We start from the raw sequence: 24276 nt of genomic DNA on the forward strand, positions 1-24276 counted from the left end.
AGTGAAGTTGTTCGTGAGATTCGGTCAGATTCACGCGATCGTGTTCAGACTCGGCGCTCATCTGCGCCCTCTGTTCTTCGCGCAAGCGCTCATCTGCGCCCTCTGTTCTTCGCGCAAGCGCTCATCTGCGCCCTCTGTTCTTCGCGCAAGCGCTCATCACCGCGGAACCCGCGGGACCTTCAGTCCGGCAGCGGCGATCATTTCGCGCATCACCTCGTTCACACCGCCACCGAAGGTGATGACCAGATTGCGCTTGGTCATCTTGTCCAGCCAGTCCAGTAGGTGCGCGGTGTGCGGGTCGGCGGGGTTGCCGTAGCGCCCGACGACCTCCTCGGCCAGCCGGCCGACCTCCTGGATGCGTTCGGTGGAGAACACCTTGGTCGCAGCCGCATCGGCGACGGCAATGGTCTCCCCGGAGGCGGCGACCTGCCAGTTCAGCAGCTCATTGACCCGCCAGATCGATTTGATCTGCCCGAGCAGCCGGCGCGCACCCTCCTGCTCGACGGGTACCACACCGTCCGAGCCGGGTTTGGACGCCCACTCGAACACCTCGTCGTAGATTCCGGCGATGCGTCCGGCCGGACCGAGGCCGACCCGCTCGTGATTGAGCTGGGTGGTGATCAGCTTCCAGCCGCCGTGCTCCTCGCCCACCAACATGTCGGCGGGTACATGCACGTCGTTGTAGTAGGAGGCATTGGTGTGGTGGGCACCGTCGCTGAGAATGATGGGCGTCCAGGAGTAACCGGGATCCTTGGTGTCCACGATCAGGATCGAGATGCCCTTGTGCTTGGCGGCTTCGGGATCGGTGCGGCAGGCCAGCCAGATGTAGTCGGCATCATGGGCGCCGGTGGTCCACATCTTCTGGCCGTTGACGATGTACTCGTCACCGTGGCGCACCGCGGTGGTGCGCAGCGAGGCAAGATCCGTTCCCGCTTCCGGTTCGGAGTAGCCGATCGCGAAATGCACCTCGCCGGCCAGAATCCCGGGCAGGAACTTCTTCTTCTGCGCCTCGGTACCGTGCACCTGCAGGGTCGGACCGACCGTCTGCAGGGTCACCATCGGCAGCGGCACATCGGCGCGGTTGGCCTCGTTGATGAAGATCTGCTGCTCGATCGGCCCGAAGCCCAGACCGCCGTACTCCTTGGGCCAGCCCACGCCGAGCTTGCCGTCCGAACCCATCCGCTTGATCACCGTGCGATAGGCCTCGTTGTGGCGATCGGATTCCATCGCCGCGGCTTCTTCGGGGGTGACCAGCGTCGAAAAGTACTCGCGCAGTTCATCTTGCAGCTTACGCTGCTCGGGGGTCAGTTCGATGTACATGCTGTTTACGCTCCCACCAGATCCAGTCGATATGCCGGCCCACCGAGCAACCGGGTGAGGTCCTTGATCGAGGAGAAGTACCGGTCCATCGGGTAGGTGATGTCCATCCCCATGCCACCGTGCAGGTGGTGGCACAACCGCATGGCCGGCGGCGCCTGCGAGGTGATCCAGTAGCCGAGCAAGGCCAGGTCGTCGTCGGCGTCCAGGCCTTCGGTCAGCCGGTACACCACCGATGTCGACACCAGCGCGATGGTGCGCGAGGCGATGTAGATCTCCGACAGTTGCGCGGCGACTGTCTGAAAGGTCGACAGCGGCCGGCCGAACTGCTCGCGGGTGGCCACATAGTCGGCTGTCAGCCGCAGGGCACCGGCCACCAGGCCGGCGGCGAATGCACCGATGCCCGCCAGCACCAGCTGGTTGACCCGGTGGATGGTCGCGCCGTCGAGGACACCGTCGACCCGGGCGCCGTCGAACACGACCACGTATTCGTCGGTGCCGTTGGCCGCCGGGGTCTTGGTGAGCGTCACCCCGGTGGCCGTCGGCGCTATCACCGCGACGCCGCCGGCTGCGGTCACCAGCAGCCACTGCGCCGATTCCGCGTAGGGGACACCGATTTTGGTCCCGCTGAGCTTCCCGTCGGACAGCGTCACCGACGGGCTGTCCGGCAGCGAGACTCCGGGCTCGTTGAGTGCCGCGGTCAGTACCGCCCCCTTGGCCACCTCGGCCAGGTAGCGATCCTGCTGCGCCTCGGAGGCCAGCTCGAGCAGCGGAATCAGTCCCAGACCGAGGGTGGCCAGCGCCGCCCCGGTGGTGCCGTGCCGACCGATCTCGGTCAGCGCGGTGGCGACCTCGGGCAGTCCCAGCCCGTCACCCCCGAGGCGCTCCGGCACGGCGAGTGCGGCCACGCCACCGGAAACCAGTGCGTCCCAACTGTTGTCCCGTTCCAGCACCGAGGTCACCACATCGGCGACGGCCTGCTGCTCGGGGTTCGGCGTGAAGTCCACCCGATTTCTCCTTGCCGTCAGTTCGCCGAAGCGCCGGTGTAGTCGACCTGCCAGTGTTTGATCCCGTTGAGCCAACCGGACTTCAGCCGCTCCGGCTCACCGATCGGTTTGATGTCGGGCATCACATCGGCGATCGCGTTGAAGATCAGGTTGATGGTCATCCGGGCCAGGTTGGCGCCGATGCAGTAGTGCGCACCGGTGCCACCGAAACCGACATGCGGATTCGGGTCACGCAGGATGTTGAATTCGTGCGGGTTGTCGAACGCGTCCTCGTCGAAGTTGGCCGACCGGTAGGACAGCACGACCCGCTCACCCTTCTTGATCTTCACGCCATTGAGCTCGGTGTCCTCCAGCGCGGTCCGCTGGAACGCCGACACCGGTGTGGCCCAACGGATGATCTCGTCGGCCGCGGTACCGGGACGCTCCTTCTTGTACAGCTCCCACTGCTCGGGATGCTGCGCGAAGGCGATCATGCCGTGGGTGGTGGAGTTGCGGGTGGTCTCGTTACCGGCCACCGCGAGCATGATGACGAAGAAGCCGAACTCGTCGTCGGAGAGCTTCTCGCCGTCGATATCGGCCTCGATCAGCTTCGTCACGATGTCCTCGGTCGGGTTCTTGGCCCGGTCCTCGGCCATCTTCATGGCGTAGGTGATCAGTTCGAAGGACGACATCGCCGGATCGATGTCGGCGTACTCCTCGTCCTCACCGGCGGTCATCTCGTTGGACCACCGGAACAACTTGTCGCGATCGTCCTGCGGCACACCGAGCAGTTCGGCGATGGCCTGCAGCGGGAGCTCGCTGGCGACCTGTTCGACGAAGTCACCGGTGCCGTCGGCGGCGGCGGTCTCGGCGATCTTGCGGGCGCGGGCGCGCAGCTCCTCCTCGAGCCGGCCGACGGCGCGCGGGGTGAAACCGCGGGAGATGATCTTGCGGAGCCGGGTGTGCTGCGGGGCGTCCATGTTCAGCAGGACGGCCTTCTGCAGGTCGATCGCCGAGCGTTCCATCCCCTGCGGCCATACCGGGATCGCGCCGTCGGGCGAGCTGCCGAACACCTCGCTGTTCTTGGACACCTCCTTGACGTCGGCGTGCTTGGTGACGATCCAGTAGCCCTTGTCACCGAAGCCGCCGGTGCCGCCCGGCACGTCCACCCAGTGGATGGGCTCGGACTTCCGCAGCTCTGCCAATTCTTCGACGGGAAGGCGTTCGAGGTTCAGACTCGCGTCCAGCGGGTCGAAGCCTTTGGGCAGGTTGGGGCTGGCCATGCGGAGATCTCCTTGCTCATATCGGGGCATGCCTCCGGCCACCAGGGGTGGGAAGACAATTCCTTCTAGTGCCACTTGCGAACCATTGAAACATGCCTTCACCGCAGATAAAAGGCACGGCAGCATCGTCGCTTGTCAGAGTAATGAAACGTGTTCTAGCCTGACAAGCATGGGTAATCCTGTCATCGTCGAAGCCACCCGCAGCCCGATCGGCAAGCGCAACGGCTGGCTGTCCGGCCTGCACGCCACCGCACTCCTGGGCGCGGTGCAGAAGGCTCTGGTGGAGAAGGCCGGTATCGAAGCCGGGGATGTCGAGCAGCTCATCGGCGGTTGCGTGACCCAGTACGGCGAGCAGTCCAACAACATCACCCGGGTCGGGTGGTTGACCGCCGGGCTGCCCGAGCATGTCGGCGCCACCACCATCGACTGCCAGTGCGGCAGCGCCCAGCAGGCCAACCATCTGGTCGCCGGGCTGATCGCCACCGGTGCCATCGACATCGGCATCGCCTGCGGTATCGAGGCCATGAGCCGGGTGGGCCTGGGCGCCAACGCCGGTCCCGACCGCAGCATCATCCGCGCCTCGTCGTGGGACATCGACATGCCCAACCAGTTCAAGGCTGCCGAGCGGATCGCCAAGCGCCGCGGCATCACCCGCGCCGATCTGGACGCCTTCGGGCTGGCTTCGCAGGCCAAGGCCAAGCGCGCCTGGGAGGAAGGGCGGTTCGACCGGGAGATCTCCCCGATCTCGGCGCCGGTCCTCGACGAGAACAAGCGGCCCACCGACGAATGGGCGCCGGTCACCCGGGATCAGGGCCTGCGGGACACCACCGCCGAGGGTCTCGCCTCGCTCAAGCCGGTGATGGACGGCGCCCTGCACACCGCGGGCACCTCCTCGCAGATCTCCGACGGCGCGGCCGCTGTGCTGTGGATGGACGAGGACAAGGCCAAGGCGTTGGGGCTGAAGCCGCGCGCCCGCATCGTCGCGCAGGCCAACGTGGGATCGGAGACCTACTACCACCTCGACGGCCCGGTGCAGTCGACGGCGAAGGTGCTGGAGAAGGCCGGGATGAAGATCGGCGACATCGACCTCGTCGAGATCAACGAGGCCTTCGCCTCGGTGGTGCTGTCGTGGGCCCAGGTGCACGGCGCCGACATGGACAAGGTCAACGTCAACGGCGGCGCGATCGCGCTGGGCCATCCGGTCGGCTCCACCGGCGCCCGACTGATCACCACCGCGCTGCACGAGTTGGAGCGCACCGACCAGAGCACCGCGCTGATCACCATGTGTGCCGGCGGGGCGTTGTCTACCGGCACCATCATCGAGCGGATCTGATGGCATCAGACGCCGAGCGCATCGCGGCCGCCCAGGCCTATATCGACGCCCTGTCCAGCCATCGGGCCGACGCGGTGCCGTTCCACCCGGACTGCATCCGCATCGAGATGGGACTCAAGACCGGACGCTCCGGAGACCACCTGCGGCGCAGCCTGAACAACGGTCCGCAGTTCAAGGTCATCGAGAAGACGACGCCACCGGAGTTCACCGTCGACGGCGACCACATCCGGGCCCGCTTCGACGTACTGACCAGGCCGCGCCTGCTCGGACGCCGGGTCTGCTCGCACGTCGACGAGACGTTCCTGATCCCCGCCGACGACCCGCGGATCCACCACATCCGGGCGTCGCTGAAGCCGTTCATCAGCCGATAGGGTTCCGCCATGGCCACACCACCCAAGCCCCTGAGCCCCAAACAGGTCGAGGGCCTCAACTCCAAGGCAGTCGGCACCGGCATCAAGTGGATGTCGCGCGCGAACACCTGGCTGTTCAAGAAGTCGGGCGGCAAGCTCGGCAACAAGTTCCTGCGCGGCGCCGAGGTCGGCATCCTCACCACGACGGGCCGCAAATCCGGGGAACCGCGTGACAGCCCGCTGCTTTTTCTCCAGGAGGGTCGACGCATCGTGCTGGTCGCGTCCCAGGGCGGCCGGGCCACCAACCCGATGTGGTACCTGAACCTGAAGGCCGATCCGAACATCACCTTCCAGACGAAGAAGGAAAAGCTCGACCTGGTGGCACGGGAGGCCACCGATGCCGAGCGCGACGAGTACTGGCCCAAGCTGGACGCCATGTACCCCGACTTCGCCAATTACCGGTCCTACACCGACCGCAAGATCCCCATCCTGATCTGCGACCCGGCCTAGCGGAGCGATGCCGTCAGTCATCTGACTGATGTCCGCCCGCGGACGGTGGGCGATACTCTCCGCATGGCGACGGCGTTGCGGGTGGCATCCCTTTCGGACCTACCGGAGGGAACACCGCACCCGGTGGCCGCCGGCGGTGTGGACCTGGTGCTGGTGCGGCGCGGCGCCGACGTCTCGGCGCTCTACGGCAGGTGCGCCCACCGCGGCGCCCTGATGTCCGACGGCCATCTCGAGGGCGGCCTGCTGGTGTGCGGTGTGCACGGCTGGCGGTACGACGCCGACACCGGCGTCTCGCCGGTCAATCCGGCCGTCACCTTGACCAAGTTCCCGGCCTGGGTGACCGGGGACGAGGTGTACGTCGATCAGGCCGCGGTGGCGGACTTCGCCAGGGCCAACCCGCAGGCCTATGGCGACGACGGCTACCAGGGCAGGTGGATCAAGCCCAGCGACACCGCCGAGGAACCGTTCGTCACGGCGATCCACGAATTCGCCACCCATGGACTGAGCCGGGTCGGTGGCCACGGCCCGGCGGCGGCGATGGGGGTGCCGCGCGATCAGCTGCCCTCCTGGGATTCCATCCAGATCGTCACGGCCCAGCTGGCACGGCTACCACTGCTGGACGACGAAAGCGTGGACACCACCACGGTGATCGGCCCGCACACGAAACGTCCTCTGCAGCTCGATATCCCGCTGTTCGTGAGCGATATGAGTTTCGGGGCGCTGTCCGAGGAATCCAAGACCGCCCTCGCGATGGGGGCCGAACGTGCAGGCACCGGGATCTGCTCCGGCGAGGGCGGGATGCTCCCGGAGGAACAGCAGGCGAACTCGAAATACTTCTACGAGCTGGCCTCCGGGCGGTTCGGATGGAGCTTCGACCGCATCCGGCAGGTCCAGGCCTTTCACTTCAAGGGCGGTCAGGGCGCCAAGACGGGCACCGGTGGGCATCTGCCGGGCAGCAAGGTGACCGGCAAGATCGCCGAGGTCCGTGGCCTGCCCCCGGGCACCGCGGCAATCTCGCCGGCCCGCTTCCCGGACTGGACCTCCCTGAGCCAGTTCGCCGATTTCGCTGCGCAGGTCCGCGAGATCTCCGGCGGCATCCCGATCGGGTACAAGATGAGCGCGCAGAAGATCGAGCGCGATATCGACGCGGCGCTGGAGATCGGCGTCGACTACCTCATCCTGGACGGCCGCGGCGGGGGAACGGGCGCTGCGCCGTTGATCTTTCGTGACAACATCTCGGTACCGACGATTCCGGCGCTGGCCCGGGCGCGGCGGCACCTCGACCGGTCCGGGGCCGATGGCGTCACCCTGGCGGTCACCGGCGGGCTCCGCACACCGGCCGACATGGTCAAGGCGCTGGCACTGGGCGCCGACGCGATCGGCCTGTCCAACGCCGCGTTGCAGGCCATCGGGTGCGTCGGCATGCGCGCCTGCAACACCAACACCTGCCCGGTGGGTATCGCCACCCAGGACCCGCGACTGCGGGAACGGCTGCCGGTGCAGCTGGCCGCCGAGCGCCTCGACCGGTTCCTGCGCACGACCGTCGATCTGATGGTGGTTCTGGCGCGGGCCTGCGGACACCGACGCCTCGCCGACTTCGAACTCGACGACCTCATCACCTTCGACCGCGACTTCGCCTACCTCACCGGAGTCCCCTATGCAGGAGCCACCGCACTGTGAGCAACTCCGAACCCCAGTGGCACAAGGCCGTTGACATCGACGCGCTGGCCGACGGTGAGGTGACCGTCTGCCCGGCCGGCCGCAAGACCGTGGCGCTGACCAAACTGCACGGCCGATACGGCGCCATCGACAACCGGTGCCCACATCAGGGTGGCCCACTCGGCCAGGGCACCCTGGAGAACGACAAGATCCGCTGTCCCTGGCACGGTTTCGACTTCGACCCGTTCACCGGCGCAGCCGCCGGCGGACCGGACTACGACGTGGCCACCTATCCGGTGGAGGAGCGCGCCGACGGTGTGTACGTGCAGATACCGCAGCCGGCCGAACACCGCCGCACGGTCAGCGATGTGCTGATCGAGACCATGTCCAACTGGGGTGTCGACACGGTCTTCGGCATGGTCGGCCATTCGAACCTGGGCATCGCCGAGGCCATGCACCGGGCCGAATCAGCGGGCAAGCTCCGCTTTTTCGGCATCCGGCACGAGGGCGCAGCCGCGTTCGCCGCCGCCGCGTACGGCAAACTGACCGGGCGGCCGGCCGTGTGCTTCGGCATCGCCGGCCCGGGCTCGACCAATCTGCTCACGGGTCTGTACGACGCCCGTTCGGACCGGGCACCGGTGCTGGCGATCTCGGGGAACGTCGACTCCGCGGTGGCGGGCAAGGGTGCCTTCCAGGACATCGACCTGCTGGCCGCCTTCGCCGACGTCACGGTGTACTCGGCGATGGTGCGCGCCGGGTCCGACCACGCGGAACTGATGACCATGGCACTCAAACACGCCATCCTGGAACGTGGTGTCGGCCATCTCGTGTTGCCCGACGAAGTCCAGGTGCTCGCCAGTCCCGACGCCGCGCCCTCGGGCCCGCACGGGCGGATGCCGGACCTGCGGATCGCACCTCCGGCCGCCGCACTTGAGCAGGCCCGCCGACTCATCGCATCCTCGACCCGACCGGTCATCGTGGTCGGCGCCGGCGCACGGTTCGACATGCCGGCGGTGGTGGCGCTGGCCGAACAGCTGCACGCACCGGTGCTGACGACGTTCAAGGCCAAGGGGCAGATCTCCGACGCGCACCCACTGGCCTGCGGGGTGCTCGGTCGCTCGGGAACCCCGGTGGCCTCGTGGATGATGAACAAGGCCGACCTGATCCTGGTGTTCGGCGCATCGTTTGCCAATCACACCGGCATCTCGCCCTACAAGCCGACCATCCAGGTCGACACCGATCCGATGATGCTGGGACGGTTCCGGCCGGTCGAGGTGCCGCTGCTCGGCGATGTCGGGGTCACCGCCGCGGCATTGCTCGACGGCGTGCGCCGCCACGCCGAACTGGTCGACCAACGCGGCGAGGTCGCCGAACGCTGGTCGGTGTGGCGCGCCGAGAAGTCCCGGCGCGTGGCCAAACGACCGGGCGGTCGAGTCTCTGCGGCAAGCGTTTTCGCCGAACTCGCCCGGTCGATTCCCGTGGACGCAGTCCTGACCGTCGACGTCGGCAACCATGCGTATTCGTTCGGCCGGTATTTCGAGACCGCCGAGCAGTCGGTGCTGATGTCGGGCTACCTCGGTTCCATCGGCTTCGGATATCCCGCCGCCATGGGCGCCTGGGCGGCCGCCCCCGACCGCAAGGTCGTGGCCGTCACCGGGGACGGCGGGTTCGGTCAGTACCTCGCGGAGATCACCACGGCGGTGAAGTACGGCATGAACATCACCCACATTCTGCTCAACAACGGCGAACTGGCCAAGATCAGCGAGGAACAGCGCGGCGCCGAATACGCGGTATGGCAGACCTCACTGCACAATCCGGACTTCGCGGCGTATGCGCGCCAATGCGGCGCGTACGGCATCCGGGTCACCGATGCGGCCGAACTCGGTCCGGCGATCGCGCAAGCGTTGCAGCGTCCCGGGCCGGCGCTCGTCGAGATCCTGACCGATCCGTCCAGCCACTAGGTCTGGTCGCCGAGAATATCGCGCAGTTGGTGGCGGCGGGTGACCCCGAGCTTGGGATACACCTTGTACAGGTGCGAGGCGACGGTGCGCGGCGAAAGGTGCACCCGCAGGCCGATCTCGCGATTGGTCAGCCCCGACGCCGCCATCGTGACGATCTGGCGTTCCTGGGCCGTCAGGGCGTCCAGGCCGGCCACCGCGTGCCGCGCCGGGCCGGTCACGCCGGCGGCACGCAGTTCGGCACGCGCCATCTGCGCGAGCGGCAGCGCACCGAGTAATTCGAACTGCTCCAGCGCCGCCCCCAACTGGGTGCGAGCCTGCGCGGGCCGACGGACCCGACGTAGCCATTCTCCGTAATGCAGTTGTGCGCGAGCACGTTCCAGTGGCCACTGTTGCCCGGCCGGGTCGGTGACCGCCAGCCGGTGATGACGCTCGGCCAGACCGGTCGAGGCCGTCAGGGCCAGCGCCTGATGCCGCAGCAGCCGCAACCGCACGGGTGGGCGGGACCCGAACTGTCTGCCGATCGTCGTGATCAGCGACCGCAGGTCATCGGAGTGTCCGCTGCGCACCCCCGTCCAGGCCAGGTCGGCTATCCCGCGATGCGACACGACGAAATGAACGGGTCCGCCGTCGGGGTCGAACATCTGCCGCAGCGCCCGGTAGGCGGTGTCGAAGTCACCGCGAGCCAGGGCTTGCCAGCCCGTTGCGCGCGACAATGCCACCGCGGTCGCCGCCCCGCCCTTGTCGGCCATCATCCGGGTGGCGTCGCCCAATGCCGCCTCGGCGGCGGCGATGTCGCCGGTGAGCGCCGAAAGCTGCGCGCGCACCAGTGCGGTCTCGGTGTGCAGGAGGTTCAGATCATAAACGGCGCAGAGACTTTCAGTTTCGGCCAGCAGCGCGTTCAGCTCGGCCCAGCGGCCGGTGTCCAGCAGCGACCAGGCCAGCGCGGCCATCGCGTAGGTGAACCCCCGCAAGCCACCGGTCGCGTTCAGCCCTTCGACCGCCGCGCGCAGGTGCGCCACGGCCAGGTCAGTGTCCTCGGTGACGTAGGCCATCTCACCCACGATGAGTCGACGGTACGGTTCGATCGCGGGCGACATCGGTTGTAGCCAGCGCCGGTCCCAGGTGACCGGCCGGACGCGGGTATCGGCGTACATCGCGATGTGGGCACGCTGCAACGGGCCTGCCTCCGGTGGCAGTGGCATCGGGAAGGCCGACGGCGCGTCGGTGTCGCCGGCGGTTCCGGCGAGCCAGCCGCGCAGCCGGGACCGCTCGGCCGGGTCACCGGAGTAGTACGCCGCCGATGCGGCGACGTACAGCAGGTTCAGCCGTAATTGGCTGTCGGAGAACGGTGTACCGTCCAGCACACCACCGACCACATCGAATGCCTCGGCCGGCCGCGCGGCCTGCACCAGGATGGACGCCCTGGTCAGCGCCGCCTGCCCGACGATCTGGGGCGAGGACGACCGGTGCAGGGCGCTGCCGGTCAGCGCCTGCGCCCAGGCCGGGTCGCCGCCGAAGTTCGCCGCCGCCGCGGCCAGCATGAACCGCCGCGCCGCGTCGCCATCGTCGGGACTCAACTCCCCGGCGCGCTGCAGCGCCCGGGCCACCTCCAGGTACCCGCCGCGCCGCCCGGACCGCGCGGCGCCCTGCTCCAGTAGCACGGCGACACCCTCGTCGGGAGCCGTCGCCGCCGCGGCCAGATGCCAGGCACGGCAGAAGTCGTCGAGCATCGGCGATGCGGCCAGTGCGGTATGCGCGGCGGTGCGTTCGTCGTGACCCGCCTCGGCATAGGCGATGCTGCGTAGCAGCGGGTGGCCGAAGCGCACCCGGCGGTCCTCGGCGACCGTCACGATGCCTGCCGCCACCGCCGGGTCCCAGCGGGCCAGCTGTGCACCGAAACCGGCTGCGGCGGTGAGAAGGTCGATGTCCTCGTAGCCGGCACCCGTGGCCGCGAAGATCACCAGCCGGCGGGCATCGGCCGGAAGTTCCGCGAGCTGGGTGGCGAACAGCGCCCTGGCGAACCCGCCGCCGACCATCCCGTAGACCCGGAACACGTCCGCACCCGACCGGCCGTAGAAGCGCGCAGACTCGATGAGCGCCAGCGGATTGCCCGCCGACCACCGGATGATCTCACCGGTGACGCTCGGGTGCGGCACCACCGATTGCGCCTCGATCAGTTGTGCTGCCTCCCTGTTCGACAAGGCCGGCACATCGGCGACGGTCATGCTCGCGTCCAGGCCGCGCACCCTGTCCAGGTGACGGGCGCTCGCCAGGATCCGGACGGCCAGGTGCGGAACCCGGCTCACCACGTAGCTGAGCACCTGGCGCGAGTCCGGTTCGAACCGATCGAAATCGTCGAGCACCAGCATCAGCGGGGCGGTGGCGGCGGATATACCGAGCAGCGCCAACACGGCCTGCTGGATCGAGGCCGGGCCGGGTACCGAGCCGTCGTCCGGGACGCCGACATCCAGGACGCCGACATCCAGGACATGGTGCAGGGCGTCGCGCAGTGTCGGCGGCAATTGGGCGACCAGGTCACCGAGTGGCCGGATGAGTTCGGCCAGCGCGGTGAACGGCGGCACGTGGTCCGGTTCGGTGCCGGATGCGAACAGCAGTCGGACATGGTCGGGTGCGTGCGCCATGGCGTGCCGCAGCAGCATCGACTTCCCGATCCCGGGTTCGCCGACCAGGATGACCCCCTGCGGCGCTCCGGGCGCCCCGGCGGCCACCCGCGCCGTCAGGTCCGCCAACTGGGCGCGGCCGATGATGGGCCCGACTTCCCAGGTCACAGCGTCCTCCGGATCCATTGCGGCGCGCCACCATGCTACGGGACGGCGGCCGCCGCGCCGGGGGTGACGGCGCCGCAGGCCGTTCTGCCGATCCCGGCCTGCGAGACGGCCCGGCTCGCTACTGTGACCCGATGGTCACGGGGTCGCACCGCCGGTCACTGGAACTTCTGGTCGTGGTGCTCGCCGCCGCGGCGCTGTTCATCATCACCGCGCTGCCGGCGGGAGCGCTGACGGTGACGTTCGTCCGGCACGGCGAGTCGGAGGCGAACGCATCGCACACCATCGACAATTCGATTCCCGGTGCCCACCTGACCCCGCTGGGGCAGGCGCAGTCGGCGGCGGTCGCCGACGCACTGATCGCCGGCGGTGTCCCCTACGACGCGATCTACGCGTCGAACATGGTGCGCACCACCGAGACCGCCGCGCCGTTCGCCGCCGCCACCGGGCTGACCCCCACCGTGGTCCCCGGATTCCGGGAGATCAACGCGGGCTGGTTCGAAGGGTGGTCGGACTCCGGGCCGGGCGGGATCGGCTATGTACTGGCGCCCGCCCTCTGGACCCTCGGGCTGCGGTCGGTGCCGGTCCCCGGCGGCGCCGACGGCAACGCGTTCGACGAGCGGGTGGACCGGGCGCTGCAGCTGGTCGAGGAATCCGGGGCACAGAATCCGGTGGTGTTCTCGCACGCCGCGACGATCATGTTCTGGACCATGATGAACGTCGACAACCCGGATCTGCTGCTGATGCTCACCCACCGGTTGCAGAACACCGATGTGGTGGTCGTCGACGGCAGCACCGAAGAGGGGTGGACGCTGACATCGTGGGCGGGTCGCGATGTCGGGCCGGCGTCGCTGGGCGCCAAACTGTTCGTCAACGTGCGCGATCTCGTGGTGACACCGCAGGCCGCGGTTTACCGCGTCGCGCAGGCCTTCCGTACCGGCGATATCGGCACCATCGCCGAAGCCGTGCGCGACGGAATCGGTGCCGTGCTGCGGGCGCCGGTGACGTTCGCGACCGCGGTGGTCCGGGATGTGACCGAGGCGATCACCGCAGCGGTGCGGCCGCGGTCCGCTCCCGCCACCGACGATGCGCTCCCGGCCGCGCGGATCGCCGCTGCTGCACCCGATATGGCAGCCGACGTGGCAGCCGAGCCGAGCGTCGACGCCGACGAGTCCGCAGCGCGCGAGGATCTGATCCGGGCGCTGCGGTCGCCGGAGCAGGAATCGCCGTCGGTCCGCACGGCCCGCACCACCCGGACCGCTCAGAAGCCGGTGCTACGCGCTGTCGACGCCGCCGAGGACGACGCCGAGGACATCACCGGGGGCCCGCACGGTGTGGGAACGCAGCCGGGCGGGCAGGCCGAGCCGACCGACGACAGGGCATCGGCTGCGACGGCGGGCGCTGATCCCGGCGGCGACACCGGCGCGGATACCGGCGGCGACACCGGCGCGGATACCGGCGGGTCCGACGAAAAAGCCGCGGCCTGACCCGCGCCCGACATGCCAGACTTGACCCATGGGTGTGCTCGACGCGTTCCTGTCGACCTGGTCCGATGCGCGCAACACCTTCGGTAGTGGGGTACCGCAGGGCGGCGAGCGGTTCGACCAGAGTGCGACCCTGACGCGATTGGCCGATCAGCTCACCTCGGCGGCACCCGGCGCCCGCTGGACCGGAACCGCCGCGACCGCCTACGACGCCGTCAACACCGAACACCGCCGGGTGATCGGTGAACTGGCGGGCCTGGACCGTCGGCTCAGGGAACAGATCGACATGTCCGCGCAGGTGGTCAGCGCCGGGCGTACCCGACTGGACGGCATCCGCACCTGGGTCACCGATGCCGCGGCGTCGGTGCCGAACAATGCCGCCGGAGAGCGCATGCTGCTGCCGATCGTCGCGAAGGGCGTCGGTGAGGTCGCCGATGTCGTGGCCCGCTCCAACAGCGATCTGAACACCATCGGCGCGGCCATCCGCAAACTCGGCGCGGAGTACGTCGCCCTGGGCGACCAGAAATTCGGCGTCGACCCGGGCGGGGGCCGACCGCCCGAGCCCGAACCCGCGAACCCCTACGAGCAGGCCCTGCGCGATGCCGGTCTGCTGACCGGCCCGCCGCCGGAAGGGCTGTACAAGGAATGGCTGGACAATGCCCAACGGCAGGGTGTCCCGCCCGAGACCATCGTCGACATCGCGCGCACGCACAACATCACCCCGTCGAGCTTCGATGTGCTCAAGGACATGCCGCGGGCGAAGGATCCGGACGGTAAGACCTTCTTCCAACTGCCCAAGGGAACCTCCGGCGAAGACGCCCGCAAGGCGGTGGTGATGACCTACATCTTCAACGCGGGCACCGACTACGGCGAGGGCACCCCGAACGACTTCACGCCCGAGCCGTACTCCGCGCAGGAGGTGCAGCGCATCATCGACCGGCAGGCCGCCAATTCCTGGACCTACGACGAGGACGTGCCGTTCATCCTGAACGCCGACGGGGCCCTGATGACGACGCCGAACGGCATGTTGATGGGTATGGGCGGCAACTGGGTTCAGGACCAGTTCAGCTGGAAGGGTGGCACCGCGTGGGGCGACATCTTCATGGAGAACATCGATCACGGGCACAACCCGACCGAGCAGCTCACCCAGATCATCGAATCGGGCCGGTCGTGGAACGTCGGCGAGGACGGTGTGCCCAAGGCCGGCTCGCTGGACCTCGACCGGTTGCTGCACCACGAGGAGATGCACTCCCGCCAGTGGGCGGACAAGGGTTATCTCGGCATGCTGTGGGCGGCGATGACCGATTCCGACGGCATCGAGAAGGAGGCCGGCCTCGGCGATGGGGGTTACCGGTGATGATTCGGTCGGTGGCGCTGTCGGTCACGGCCGGGCTGCTGCTCACAGGATGCTCGGTCATTGGTGATGATCCCGAGGTCGCCTCACTGCCACCGGTTTTCGGCGCACGGGTGACCGACGGTCGGTTGCAGTTGTCCACCGGTACGCCGTGCACCAATGTCTCCCGGGTGGTCGTGACCTTCACACCGGGCACGGCCAGGCTCATTCTCTCGGCGCCGCAGGGTGTTTCGACCGGCGTGGAAACCCTGACCATCGGCGGGCCGTATCCGGGTCTGGACGTCGTGGAAGCACCACCGGAGAGTTTCGACTGGCGGACCGAACGGGAGGTGTTGATGACCGTCGACGCCGATCCCGCCGGCGCCGGGGCGACCCCCACGGGCATCTCCGACATCATCGACGGATCCGACGCGAATCCCGACAGTTTCTACTACGCGGGCATCGGGTGGCTGGATCCGGCGGAGGTGGCCGAGCGAAACGGTCGATCGCTGCTGACCGCGTGCACGCCCGATCCGGGCAGTCCGTGAGCGCTGAGATCGGGCGGGTGGTCGCCGGCCTCCTCGGCGCGACCGCCGGATTGCTGTGGGTGCTGTGCCTGTATCTCGTCGCCCGATCCGGGTTCACCGGCGATCCGGCGATCGATCCCCACGGTTATGCGCTGATGTTCGGCACCGTCGTCGGCCTGCTCGCCGGACTGCTGTTCGCGGTGGTGCTTCCGGCCGCTTTCCCGGCCGGAACGCGTCGGCGTGCGTCCCGGGTGTGCGTGGGCGGCTACCTGGCGGTGACGATCGGGCTGTACACCGCGCTGTATCTGCACTGATGGGCGTTTGCCCGGCGCCCGTTGCGGGCAAATGACACCGCATGGTCGATGTTCGCAATTCGGGTCTGCTCGCCACGTCGATGAAGTACTTCGCCAAGGCGCACGTATGGGCGTATCAGCGGACCGGCGGACTGCTCGGCGCCCGCCTGCTCTGGCTGCCGGCGGCATTGATCACCACCACCGGGCGGCGCAGCGGCAAGCAGCGGACGACGGCCACGCTGTGCCTGCGCGACGGTGACCGCATCGTGCTGCCCGCCTCGTTCGGCGGCCGTGATCACGACCCGGCGTGGTATCTGAACATCAAGGACGATCCGGCTGTCCAGGTGCAGTTCGGCTCCGAGGAGCGCGACATGACCGCCAGAGATGCCACGCCCGATGAACGGAACCGCTACTGGCCCAAGCTGACCCGGATGTATCCGCCCTACCGCGGATACCGCGAGGCCGCAGACCGGGTCATCCCGCTGGTGGTCTGCGAACCGCGCCGACCCGCGACGAACTAGGCGCCGAACACCGGCAGCGGCGTGCGCGACTTGGCCAGCAGGTCGCTGACCACCGGACCGAGCTCGGCCGGGTCCCAGCGGGCGCCCTTGTCGATCTCTCCGCCACGGGCCCAGCCCTCGGCGACCCGGATGATGCCGCCCTCGACCTCGAACACCTTGCCGGTGACCCCACGCGATTCCACGCTGCCCAACCAGACGACCAGCGGGGAGACATTCTCCGGGGCCATCGCGTCGAAATCGGCCTCCTGGGTAGCCATCATGTCCGCGAACACCGTCTCGGTCATCCGGGTGCGCGCCGACGGGGCGATCGCGTTGACGGTGACGCCGATCCGCCCCATCTCGGCGGCCGCGACCAGGGTCAGCGCGGCGATGCCCGCCTTGGCGGCGCTGTAGGTGGCCTGTCCGACACTGCCCTGCAGACCGGCACCGGAAGAGGTGTTGATGATGCGGGCGTCGACGGCCTCGCCTGCCTTGGACTTCGCGCGCCAGTAGGCTCCGGCATGCTTCATGGTGGCGAAGTGGCCCTTGAGATGAACCGCGGTGACGGCATCGAACTCGTCTTCGGTGGCGTTGACGAACATCCGGTCGCGCACGATGCCGGCATTGTTGACCAGCACGTCCAGCGTGCCGAAGTTGTCGATGGCGGTCTGGATGAGTCCCTCGGCCTGTGCCCAGTCCGCGACGTTGGCCCCGCTGGTGACCGCTTCGCCGCCGGCAGCGACGATCTCGTCGACCACGCCCTGGGCGGCGCTACCTCCGCCGGCCGGTGAGCCGTCGAGGCCGACACCGATATCGTTGACCACGACCCGCGCGCCTTCCGCGGCGAAGGCCAGCGCATGCGCCCGGCCGATCCCGCCGCCGGCGCCCGTCACGATGACTACCCGGCCGTCGAGCAAACCCATTGATGTGTCTCCTTATTTGATGTCAGCTGTGGTGGTCGACAGATAGTGCGGTGGCTCGCCACCCCCGTGCACCGCCAATGCGGCGCCACTGATGTAGGACGCCGCCGGGGAGGCGAGAAATGCGGTGGCCCAACCGATGTCGGTGGGCTTGGCCAACCGGCCCAGCGGGACGTTGCGAGAGATGGCCGCGATGGAGTCGGCGTCGCCGTAGAACAGCTCGGACTGCTCGGTCTCGACCATGCCGACGACGACGGAGTTCACCCGGACCTTGGGCGCCCACTCGACGGCCAGCGTGGCGGTGAGGTTGTCGATGCCGGCCTTGGCCGCGCCATAGGCCGCGGTGCCCGGCGTCGGCCGGTGCCCGCTGACGCTGGAGATGTTGATGATGCTGCCGCCACCGTCCTGGGTCTGCATGACCGCGTTGGCGTGGGTGGACACCGACAGCGCGCCGATCAGGTTGAGTTCGATGATCTTGGTGCTGAACTTCGCGGAGGCGTCGGCGGCCGGCACATAGGGCGATCCGCCGGCGTTGTTGACGACCACATCGATGCGGCCGTGCTCGGCCACCACGGTCTCGATCAGCCCGCGCACGGCATCGTCATCGCGGATGTCGCAGGAGTGGAACTCATAGGGCGATCCATCCACCGGCCGGCGCGCGCAGGTGATGACGGTGGCGCCCTGACCGGCGAAGACAGCGCTGATGCCGGCGCCGACACCGCGCACCCCGCCGGTCACCAGGACCACCCGGCCATCCAGTTGCAGATTGATTCCGACCGCATCCGTCACTGTGCTAGCGTACCAAGCAAGTGCTTGCTTAGGTAGCGACCCCGTTCAGGAGACTGATGACGATCACCACCACCACAGTCGAACCGGGCATCGTCTCGGTGACCGTGAATTACCCGCCGGTCAACGCGATCCCCTCGCGCGGCTGGTTCGAACTCGGCGACGCGATCACCGCGGCGGGCCGCGACCGCAGCACCCACGTGGTGATCCTGCGGGCCGAGGGCCGCGGGTTCAACGCCGGGGTGGACATCAAGGAGATGCAGAACACCGAAGGCTTCACCGCCCTGATCGACGCCAATCGCGGGTGCTACCACGCGTTCCGGGCCGTCTACGAGTGCGAGGTCCCGGTCATCGCCGCGGTCAACGGGTTCTGCGTCGGCGGCGGTATCGGACTGGTCGGCAACGCCGATGTCATCGTCGCCTCCGATGACGCCAAGTTCGGCCTGCCCGAGGTGGAACGCGGTGCACTGGGCGCGGCCACCCATCTGTCCCGGCTGGTGCCCCAGCATCTGATGCGCCGGCTGTTCTTCACCGCCGCAACCGTTCCCGCCGAAACCCTGCACCACTTCGGCTCGGTGCACGAGGTGGTGCCGCGGGCCGACCTCGACGAGGCCGCACTACGGGTGGCCCGCGATATCGCCACCAAGGACACCCGCGTGATCCGCGCGGCCAAGGAGGCGCTGAACTTCATCGACGTGCAGCCCGTCAACGCCCGCTACCGGATGGAGCAGGGCTTCACCTTCGAACTCAACCTGGCAGGCGTGTCCGACGAACACCGCGACGCGTTCGCCGGCACCGAGAAGGGGTCGAAGTAGCTATGGCAGACAAGAGGACAACGCTTGATGAGGCCGTCGCCTCGATCGAGAGCGGCATGACCATCGGCATCGGCGGATGGGGTTCGCGGCGCAAGCCCATGGCATTCGTCCGCGCACTGCTGCGTACCGATGTCAAGGATCTGACCGTTGTCACCTACGGCGGACCGGACCTCGGCCTGCTGTGCTCGGCGGACAAGGTCAAGCGGGTCTACTACGGCTTCGTCTCCCTGGACTCGCCGCCGTTCTACGACCCGTGGTTCGCCAAGGCCCGCACCTCCGGTGCCATCGAGGCCCGTGAGATGGACGAGGGCATGCTGCGTTGCGGTCTGCAGGCCGCCGCCCAGCGACTGCCGTTCCTGCCGATCCGGGCCGGGCTGGGCAGCGATGTCCGCGCCTTCTGGGGCGACGAGCTCAAGACCGTGAAATCGCCGTACGACGACCAGGAGCTGATCGCGATGCCGGCGCTCGAACTGGACGCGGCGTTCGTGCACATGAACCTCGGCGACGAGCGCGGCAACGCGGCCTACACCGGTATCGACCCGTACTTCGACGATCTGTTCCTGATGTCGGCACAGCGGCGCTTCCTGTCGGTGGAGAAGGTGGTGTCCACCGAAGAGCTCAACAAATCCGTTGTGCCCCAGCAGCTGCTGATCAACCGGATGATGGTCGACACCGTCGTCGAGGCGCCGGGCGGCGCACACTTCACGACCAACGAGCCCGACCACAAACGTGACGAGAAGTTCCAGCGGCACTACGCCGAAGCCGCCGGCTCACCGGAGACCTGGGCCGAGTTCGAAAAGACCTATCTGTCCGGTAGCGAGGCCGATTACCAGGCCGCCGTACGCGCTTTCGCCGAAGCTCAGGAGAAGAAGTGATGTCCGTGACCCGTGCCGAGGTGTGCGCCGTCGCGTGCGCCGAGTTGTTCCGTGACGCCGGCGAGATCATGGTCTCCCCGATGACGACCATCGTGTCGGTCGGGGCCCGGCTGGCCCGGCTGACCTTCTCCCCCGACATCGTGCTCACCGACGGTGAGGCGCGCATCATCGCCGACACCCCGGCCATCGGCGCGGCGGCGGCCATCGAGGGCTGGATGCCGTTCAACCGGGTATTCGAGACCCTGTCCTGGGGTAGGCGCCACGTGGTGATGGGCGCCAACCAGATCGACCGCTACGGCAACCAGAACCTGTCCGCGTTCGGGCCGATCCAACACCCGACCCGGCAGATGTTCGGCGTCCGCGGCGCACCGGGCAACTCGATCAACCACGCCACCAGTTACTTCGTCGGCAATCACACCAAGCGGGTGTTCACCGATACCGTCGACATCGTGTCCGGAATCGGCTGGGACAAGATCGATCCGGCCAACCCGGCCTACCGGTTTGCCAACATCTACCGCGTGGTCAGCAACCTCGGTGTGTTCGACTTCGGCGGCCCCGACCACCAGATGCGCGCGGTCTCGCTGCACCCCGGTGTCCAGGCCGAGCAGGTCGCCGAGAACACCTCCTTCGAGGTGCACGGGCTGGCCGACGCGCCGACCACCCGGTTGCCCGATGCCGAGGAGCAACGGCTGCTGCGCGAGGTCATCGACCCGAAGGCACTGCGCGACAAAGAGGTCAAGGTCTAGAGATGGCGAAACTGGTCACGCCGCTGACCGAACTGGTCGGCATCGAGTACCCCGTGGTGCAGACCGGGATGGGCTGGGTTGCCGGTGCCCGACTGGTCGCAGCCACCTCCAATGCCGGCGGCCTGGGCATCCTGGCCTCGGCGACGATGACGCTGGCCGAACTGCAGACCGCCGTCACCAAGGTCAAGGCCGCGACCGACAAACCGTTCGGCATCAACATCCGCGCCGACGCCGGCGACGCGAACGACCGCGTCGACCTCCTGATCCGCGAAGGGGTCAAAGTCGCCTCCTTCGCCCTGGCCCCCAAGCCGGACCTGATCGCCCGACTCAAAGACGCCGGTGTCGTGGTCATCCCGTCGGTCGGGCTCGCCAAGCACGCCAAGAAGGTCGCGAGCTGGGGCGCCGACGCGGTGATCGTGCAGGGCGGCGAGGGCGGTGGCCACACCGGACCGATCGCGACCACGCTGCTGCTGCCCTCGGTGATCGACGCCGTCGCCGACACCGGGATGCCGGTCATCGCCGCGGGCGGGTTCTTCGACGGCCGCGGACTGGCCGCTGCCTTGACCTACGGTGCGGCCGGCGTGGCCATGGGGACCCGATTCCTGCTGACCTCGGACTCGACCGTGCCCGACGCTGTCAAGCAGCGCTACCTGCAGGCCGCCCTGGATGGCACCGTGGTGTCGACCCGCGTCGACGGCATGCCGCACCGCGTGCTGCGCACCGGTCTGGTCGAGAAGCTGGAAAGCGGTTCGCCCGTGCGGGGTTTCACGGCCGCGGTGGGCAACGCACAGAAGTTCAAGAAGCTTTCCGGGATGTCCTGGAAGTCGATGGTGACCGACGGTCTGGCCATGCGGCACGGCAAGGACCTCACCTGGTCGCAGGTCATCATGGCTGCCAACACCCCGATGCTGCTCAAGGCCGGACTGGTCGAGGGCAACACCGACGCCGGGGTGCTCGCCTCCGGCCAGGTGGCCGGCATCCTCGACGACCTGCCCTCGTGCGCCGAACTGGTGCCGCGCATCGTCGCCGACGCCATCGAGCAGCTGCGCAGGGCGGCCGGTTTCATCGTCGACTGACCGGGTCGCTTTGCGGGTACCCGAGCCCGCATGCCCGATCTCGCGCACTGGTTCCTCACCGCCGACGAGCGCGGGAACCCGTCCTCGCAGCTGCCCGCCTGGTGCATCGGCAATCGGGCCGAACCGCTGATCCACGGCGCAACCTACTTCGACCGGCTGGCCACCGAGGTGGAATCCCTGGGCGCGGGCGACCATCTCTTCTTCACCGACTGGCGCGGCGATCCCGACCAGTTGCTGCGCGACGGCGGGCCGACCATCTCGGAACTGTTCTGCCAGGCGGCCGAGCGGGGCGTCATCGTCAAGGGACTCATCTGGCGATCACATCTGGACAAGCTCGCCTACAGCGAAGAGGAGAACCGCCACCTCGGTGACGCGATCGAACGCGCCGGCGGGGAGGTGCTGCTGGACCAGCGGGTCCGATTCGGCGGTTCGCACCACCAGAAGCTGGTGGTGATCCGCCATCCCGGCGCGCCCGAGCACGATGTGGCGTTCGCCGGCGGTATCGACCTGTGCCACTCCCGGCGTGACGACGCGACCCACCGCGGCGACCGCCAGGCAGTCCAGATGGCGAAGAGTTACGGTCCACACCCGCCCTGGCACGACGTGCAACTCCGGCTGCAGGGACCGGTTGTGGGGGCGCTCGACACCTCATTCCGGGAACGCTGGAACGACCCGGCCCCGCTCGACATGCTCAACCCGCTGGCCTACCTGCGTGACCGGTTGCGCGGTGCCGATCTGAATGCCGATCCGCTGCCCGAGCAGCCACCGGATCCGCCCGCCTGCGGCCCCCACGCGGTGCAGGTGCTGCGCACCTACCCCGATGCGCACTTCGAGTACGACTTCGCCCCGTCGGGGGAACGCAGCATCGCCCGCGGGTACAGCAAGGCGGTGCGTCAGGCCCGCCGGCTGATCTACCTGGAGGATCAATACCTGTGGTCCAAGCGGGTGGCCCAGCTGTTCGTGCGCGCCCTCCGGGAGAACCCCGACTTGCACCTGGTGGCCGTGGTCCCCCGCCATCCCGATGTCGACGGCCGACTGTCGCTGCCGCCCAATCAGATCGGCCGCCATGACGCCATCGCGGCATGCAGCCGGGTCGACCCGGACCGGGTGCATGTCTTCGACCTGGAGAACCATGCCGGCACACCGGTGTACGTACACGCCAAGGTGTGCACGGTCGATGACACCTGGGCCAGCGTCGGCAGCGACAACTTCAACCGTCGGTCCTGGACCCACGACAGCGAGTTGTCCTGTGCGGTGCTCGATTCCGACGGGATGTTCGCCAGGGACCTGCGGCTGCGGTTGCTGCGCGAACATCTGGACCGTGCCCCGGACGGCAGCGAGGACGGCGGGCTGGCCGACCCGCGCACGGCCATCGCGGAGATCGTCGACACGGCGAACGCCCTCGATGCCTGGTATGACTCCGACCGCCGAGGGCCGCGGCCACCGGGCCGGCTGCGGGTACACCGACCCGAGCCACTGGGCCGGCTGACCCGGTTGTGGGCGGCGCCGGCCTACCGGATGATCTATGACCCCGACGGCCGCAATTACCGCGACCGGGTCCGCGGGCGATGGTGATGGCGAATCGCCCACGGTGATGATGCGCGCTTCCTACACTCGGCCGCATGAAGACCAACGCGGCGATTCTGTGGGAGTACGGCGGCGACTGGACGGTGGAGGAGATCGACCTCGATCCGCCCGGCGCCGGGGAGGTCCTGGTCTCCTGGGAGGCCACCGGCCTGTGCCATTCCGACGAGCACATCCGCACCGGTGACCTCCCCGCCCCGCTCCCCCTGATCGGCGGTCATGAGGGCGCGGGCATCGTGCGCGAGGTCGGGCCCGGGGTCATCGGACTGGCCCCCGGCGACCATGTCGTCGCCTCGTTCCTACCGGCCTGCGGACGCTGCCGGTTCTGTTCCACCGGTCACCAGAACCTGTGCGACCTGGGCGCGATGATCATGGCGGGCACGCAACTCGACGGCACCTACCGCCGTCACATCAACGGTCAGGACGTCGGTGTGATGGCGCTGGTCGGCACCTTCTCCCAGTACGGCACCGTGCCCGAGGCGTCCATCGTCAAGATCGACGACGACATCCCCCTGTCGCGGGCCTGCCTGCTGGGCTGCGGCGTCACCACCGGCTGGGGCTCGGCGGTCAACACCGCCGATGTACAGCCCGGTGACACTGTGGTGGTCATCGGATTCGGCGGTATCGGCAGCGGCGCGGTGCAGGGCGCCCGGCTGGCCGGTGCCGAGAAGATCATCGTCGTCGAACCCGTCGAAGACAAGCGCGCCAAGGCTTTACAGCTCGGCGCCACCCACTTCGTCACATCCTTGGCGGAGGCCACCGGGCTGGTCGCGGAGCTGACCCGCGGGGTGATGGCCGATTCGGCGATCCTCACCGTCGGTCTGCTCGAGGGTGCGATGCTCGAAGACGCCGCCAACATCATCCGCAAGGGCGGTGCGGTGGTGATGACCGCACTGTCGACTATGGCCGACAACTCCCCCACCCTCGGCATGATGATGTTCACGCTGTTCCAGAAACGCCTTCTGGGCAGCCTGTACGGCGAGGCCAACCCGCGCGCCGACATCCCGCGACTGCTCTCGCTCTACCGCGAGGGCAAGTTGCTGCTCGACGAGACCGTCACCCACGAATACAAGCTCGCCGAGGTCAACGAGGGGTATCAGGACATGCGCGACGGCCGCAACATCCGCGGGGTGATCCTGCACGACCACTGAT

At 68.3% G+C, this 24276-nt stretch carries 22 protein-coding genes; 16 read left to right on the forward strand and 6 right to left on the reverse strand.

Annotation, left to right across the window (positions count from 1 at the left end; genetic code table 11):
• Positions 1-156 precede the first annotated feature (156 nt).
• The 3 genes from fadE29 to BST17_RS12740 are packed head-to-tail and all read right to left on the reverse strand — an operon-like array spanning position 157 to position 3586.
• On the reverse strand, positions 157-1320 hold the full coding sequence (gene fadE29 / locus BST17_RS12730; RefSeq protein ID WP_083058377.1) for an acyl-CoA dehydrogenase FadE29: 1164 nt from the start codon (positions 1318-1320) through the stop codon (positions 157-159).
• A 5-nt stretch (positions 1321-1325) separates the two neighbouring features.
• Positions 1326-2324 (reverse strand): acyl-CoA dehydrogenase family protein, encoded by a 999-nt coding sequence (locus BST17_RS12735; RefSeq protein WP_083058378.1) that lies wholly within the window; start codon positions 2322-2324, stop codon positions 1326-1328.
• Between the two features lie 17 nt (positions 2325-2341).
• A complete protein-coding gene (locus tag BST17_RS12740) occupies positions 2342-3586 on the reverse strand; it encodes a cytochrome P450 (protein ID WP_083058380.1) in 1245 nt (414 codons plus the stop codon).
• Positions 3587-3755: 169 nt separating this feature from the next.
• On the opposite strand from BST17_RS12740, the gene BST17_RS12745 reads away from it, so the two are divergent.
• The 5 genes from BST17_RS12745 (at position 3756) to BST17_RS12765 (ending at position 9399) form a co-directional block, all read left to right on the forward strand.
• A complete protein-coding gene (locus tag BST17_RS12745; protein ID WP_083058381.1) occupies positions 3756-4919 on the forward strand; it encodes a steroid 3-ketoacyl-CoA thiolase in 1164 nt (387 codons plus the stop codon).
• Positions 4919-5290: a nuclear transport factor 2 family protein gene (locus tag BST17_RS12750; protein ID WP_083058383.1), complete on the forward strand. Its 372-nt coding sequence runs from the start codon at positions 4919-4921 to the stop codon at positions 5288-5290. Before BST17_RS12745 ends, BST17_RS12750 begins: the two co-directional genes overlap by 1 nt.
• 9 nt (positions 5291-5299) lie before the next feature.
• A complete protein-coding gene (locus BST17_RS12755) occupies positions 5300-5779 on the forward strand; it encodes a nitroreductase family deazaflavin-dependent oxidoreductase (protein WP_083058384.1) in 480 nt (159 codons plus the stop codon).
• 63 nt (positions 5780-5842) lie between these two features.
• A complete protein-coding gene (locus BST17_RS12760; protein WP_083058386.1) occupies positions 5843-7459 on the forward strand; it encodes a glutamate synthase-related protein in 1617 nt (538 codons plus the stop codon).
• On the forward strand, positions 7456-9399 hold the full coding sequence (locus tag BST17_RS12765; RefSeq protein WP_083058388.1) for a thiamine pyrophosphate-dependent enzyme: 1944 nt from the start codon (positions 7456-7458) through the stop codon (positions 9397-9399). Before BST17_RS12760 ends, BST17_RS12765 begins: the two co-directional genes overlap by 4 nt.
• On the opposite strand, the gene BST17_RS12770 is transcribed toward BST17_RS12765, so the two are convergent.
• Entirely contained in the window at positions 9396-12188 is a 2793-nt protein-coding gene (locus BST17_RS12770; protein WP_165762273.1) for an AAA family ATPase, read from the reverse strand. The genes BST17_RS12765 and BST17_RS12770 overlap by 4 nt on opposite strands.
• 131 nt (positions 12189-12319) lie before the next feature.
• Here BST17_RS12770 and BST17_RS12775 point away from each other — a divergent pair, with 131 nt between their 5' ends.
• The 5 genes from BST17_RS12775 to BST17_RS12800 are packed head-to-tail and all read left to right on the forward strand — an operon-like array spanning position 12320 to position 16343.
• Positions 12320-13672 (forward strand): histidine phosphatase family protein, encoded by a 1353-nt coding sequence (locus BST17_RS12775; protein ID WP_083058391.1) that lies wholly within the window; start codon positions 12320-12322, stop codon positions 13670-13672.
• Between the two features lie 28 nt (positions 13673-13700).
• On the forward strand, positions 13701-15026 hold the full coding sequence (locus BST17_RS29650) for an EspA/EspE family type VII secretion system effector (RefSeq protein WP_234807666.1): 1326 nt from the start codon (positions 13701-13703) through the stop codon (positions 15024-15026).
• Positions 15027-15037: 11 nt separating this feature from the next.
• Entirely contained in the window at positions 15038-15550 is a 513-nt protein-coding gene (locus tag BST17_RS12790) for a hypothetical protein (RefSeq protein WP_133053545.1), read from the forward strand.
• Positions 15547-15843 carry a hypothetical protein gene (locus BST17_RS12795; RefSeq protein WP_083058396.1) on the forward strand — a complete coding sequence of 99 codons (297 nt, stop codon included), beginning with the start codon at positions 15547-15549 and terminating at the stop codon, positions 15841-15843. The genes BST17_RS12790 and BST17_RS12795 overlap by 4 nt, the downstream gene beginning before the upstream one ends.
• Before the next feature lie 41 nt (positions 15844-15884).
• Positions 15885-16343: a nitroreductase family deazaflavin-dependent oxidoreductase gene (locus BST17_RS12800; protein WP_083058397.1), complete on the forward strand. Its 459-nt coding sequence runs from the start codon at positions 15885-15887 to the stop codon at positions 16341-16343.
• Here the strand turns inward: BST17_RS12800 and BST17_RS12805 are convergent.
• Positions 16340-17245, reverse strand: coding sequence for an SDR family oxidoreductase (locus BST17_RS12805; protein ID WP_083058399.1), 906 nt, complete (start codon positions 17243-17245; stop codon positions 16340-16342). The two genes, BST17_RS12800 and BST17_RS12805, sit on opposite strands and share 4 nt — an antisense overlap.
• Positions 17246-17257: 12 nt before the next feature.
• Entirely contained in the window at positions 17258-18031 is a 774-nt protein-coding gene (locus BST17_RS12810; protein WP_083058400.1) for an SDR family oxidoreductase, read from the reverse strand.
• 56 nt (positions 18032-18087) lie between these two features.
• Between BST17_RS12810 and echA20 the strand changes: the two genes are divergently transcribed.
• From echA20 to BST17_RS12840, 6 genes are read left to right on the forward strand one after another with little or no spacing between them, the layout of a single operon-like run.
• Positions 18088-18843 (forward strand): (7aS)-7a-methyl-1,5-dioxo-2,3,5,6,7,7a-hexahydro-1H-indene-carboxyl-CoA hydrolase, encoded by a 756-nt coding sequence (gene echA20, locus BST17_RS12815; RefSeq protein ID WP_083058402.1) that lies wholly within the window; start codon positions 18088-18090, stop codon positions 18841-18843.
• Between the two features lie 2 nt (positions 18844-18845).
• Entirely contained in the window at positions 18846-19718 is an 873-nt protein-coding gene (locus BST17_RS12820) for a CoA transferase subunit A (protein WP_083058403.1), read from the forward strand.
• On the forward strand, positions 19715-20464 hold the full coding sequence (ipdB, locus tag BST17_RS12825) for a cholesterol ring-cleaving hydrolase subunit IpdB (RefSeq protein WP_083058405.1): 750 nt from the start codon (positions 19715-19717) through the stop codon (positions 20462-20464). The genes BST17_RS12820 and ipdB overlap by 4 nt, the downstream gene beginning before the upstream one ends.
• 2 nt (positions 20465-20466) lie before the next feature.
• Complete coding sequence (gene ipdC / locus BST17_RS12830) at positions 20467-21540, forward strand: (3aS,4S,5R,7aS)-5-hydroxy-7a-methyl-1-oxo-octahydro-1H-indene-4-carboxyl-CoA dehydrogenase (protein WP_083058406.1); 1074 nt, start codon at positions 20467-20469, stop codon at positions 21538-21540.
• A gap of 30 nt (positions 21541-21570) precedes the next feature.
• On the forward strand, positions 21571-23115 hold the full coding sequence (locus tag BST17_RS12835) for a phospholipase D family protein (RefSeq protein ID WP_083058408.1): 1545 nt from the start codon (positions 21571-21573) through the stop codon (positions 23113-23115).
• 47 nt (positions 23116-23162) lie between these two features.
• Complete coding sequence (locus tag BST17_RS12840; RefSeq protein ID WP_083058409.1) at positions 23163-24275, forward strand: NDMA-dependent alcohol dehydrogenase; 1113 nt, start codon at positions 23163-23165, stop codon at positions 24273-24275.
• The last annotated feature ends 1 nt before the right edge of the window (position 24276 follow it).

Source organism: Mycolicibacterium bacteremicum (assembly GCF_002086115.1).
Lineage (GTDB): Bacteria > Actinomycetota > Actinomycetes > Mycobacteriales > Mycobacteriaceae > Mycobacterium > Mycobacterium bacteremicum.

Excerpts from the sequence above, each read along its gene's own strand:
- BST17_RS29650 (WP_234807666.1), top strand. The coding sequence starts at position 13,701 with ATGGGTGTGCTCGACGCGTTCCTGTCGACCTGGTCCGATGCGCGCAAC.
- BST17_RS12745 (WP_083058381.1), top strand. The coding sequence starts at position 3,756 with ATGGGTAATCCTGTCATCGTCGAAGCCACCCGCAGCCCGATCGGCAAG.
- ipdC (WP_083058406.1), top strand. The coding sequence starts at position 20,467 with ATGGCGAAACTGGTCACGCCGCTGACCGAACTGGTCGGCATCGAGTAC.
- BST17_RS12805 (WP_083058399.1), bottom strand. The coding sequence starts at position 17,245 with ATGGGTTTGCTCGACGGCCGGGTAGTCATCGTGACGGGCGCCGGCGGC.
- BST17_RS12820 (WP_083058403.1), top strand. The coding sequence starts at position 18,846 with ATGGCAGACAAGAGGACAACGCTTGATGAGGCCGTCGCCTCGATCGAG.
- echA20 (WP_083058402.1), top strand. The coding sequence starts at position 18,088 with ATGACGATCACCACCACCACAGTCGAACCGGGCATCGTCTCGGTGACC.
- BST17_RS12840 (WP_083058409.1), top strand. The coding sequence starts at position 23,163 with ATGAAGACCAACGCGGCGATTCTGTGGGAGTACGGCGGCGACTGGACG.
- BST17_RS12750 (WP_083058383.1), top strand. The coding sequence starts at position 4,919 with ATGGCATCAGACGCCGAGCGCATCGCGGCCGCCCAGGCCTATATCGAC.
- BST17_RS12835 (WP_083058408.1), top strand. The coding sequence starts at position 21,571 with ATGCCCGATCTCGCGCACTGGTTCCTCACCGCCGACGAGCGCGGGAAC.
- BST17_RS12760 (WP_083058386.1), top strand. The coding sequence starts at position 5,843 with ATGGCGACGGCGTTGCGGGTGGCATCCCTTTCGGACCTACCGGAGGGA.
- BST17_RS12775 (WP_083058391.1), top strand. The coding sequence starts at position 12,320 with ATGGTCACGGGGTCGCACCGCCGGTCACTGGAACTTCTGGTCGTGGTG.
- BST17_RS12800 (WP_083058397.1), top strand. The coding sequence starts at position 15,885 with ATGGTCGATGTTCGCAATTCGGGTCTGCTCGCCACGTCGATGAAGTAC.
- fadE29 (WP_083058377.1), bottom strand. The coding sequence starts at position 1,320 with ATGTACATCGAACTGACCCCCGAGCAGCGTAAGCTGCAAGATGAACTG.
- BST17_RS12755 (WP_083058384.1), top strand. The coding sequence starts at position 5,300 with ATGGCCACACCACCCAAGCCCCTGAGCCCCAAACAGGTCGAGGGCCTC.
- BST17_RS12740 (WP_083058380.1), bottom strand. The coding sequence starts at position 3,586 with ATGGCCAGCCCCAACCTGCCCAAAGGCTTCGACCCGCTGGACGCGAGT.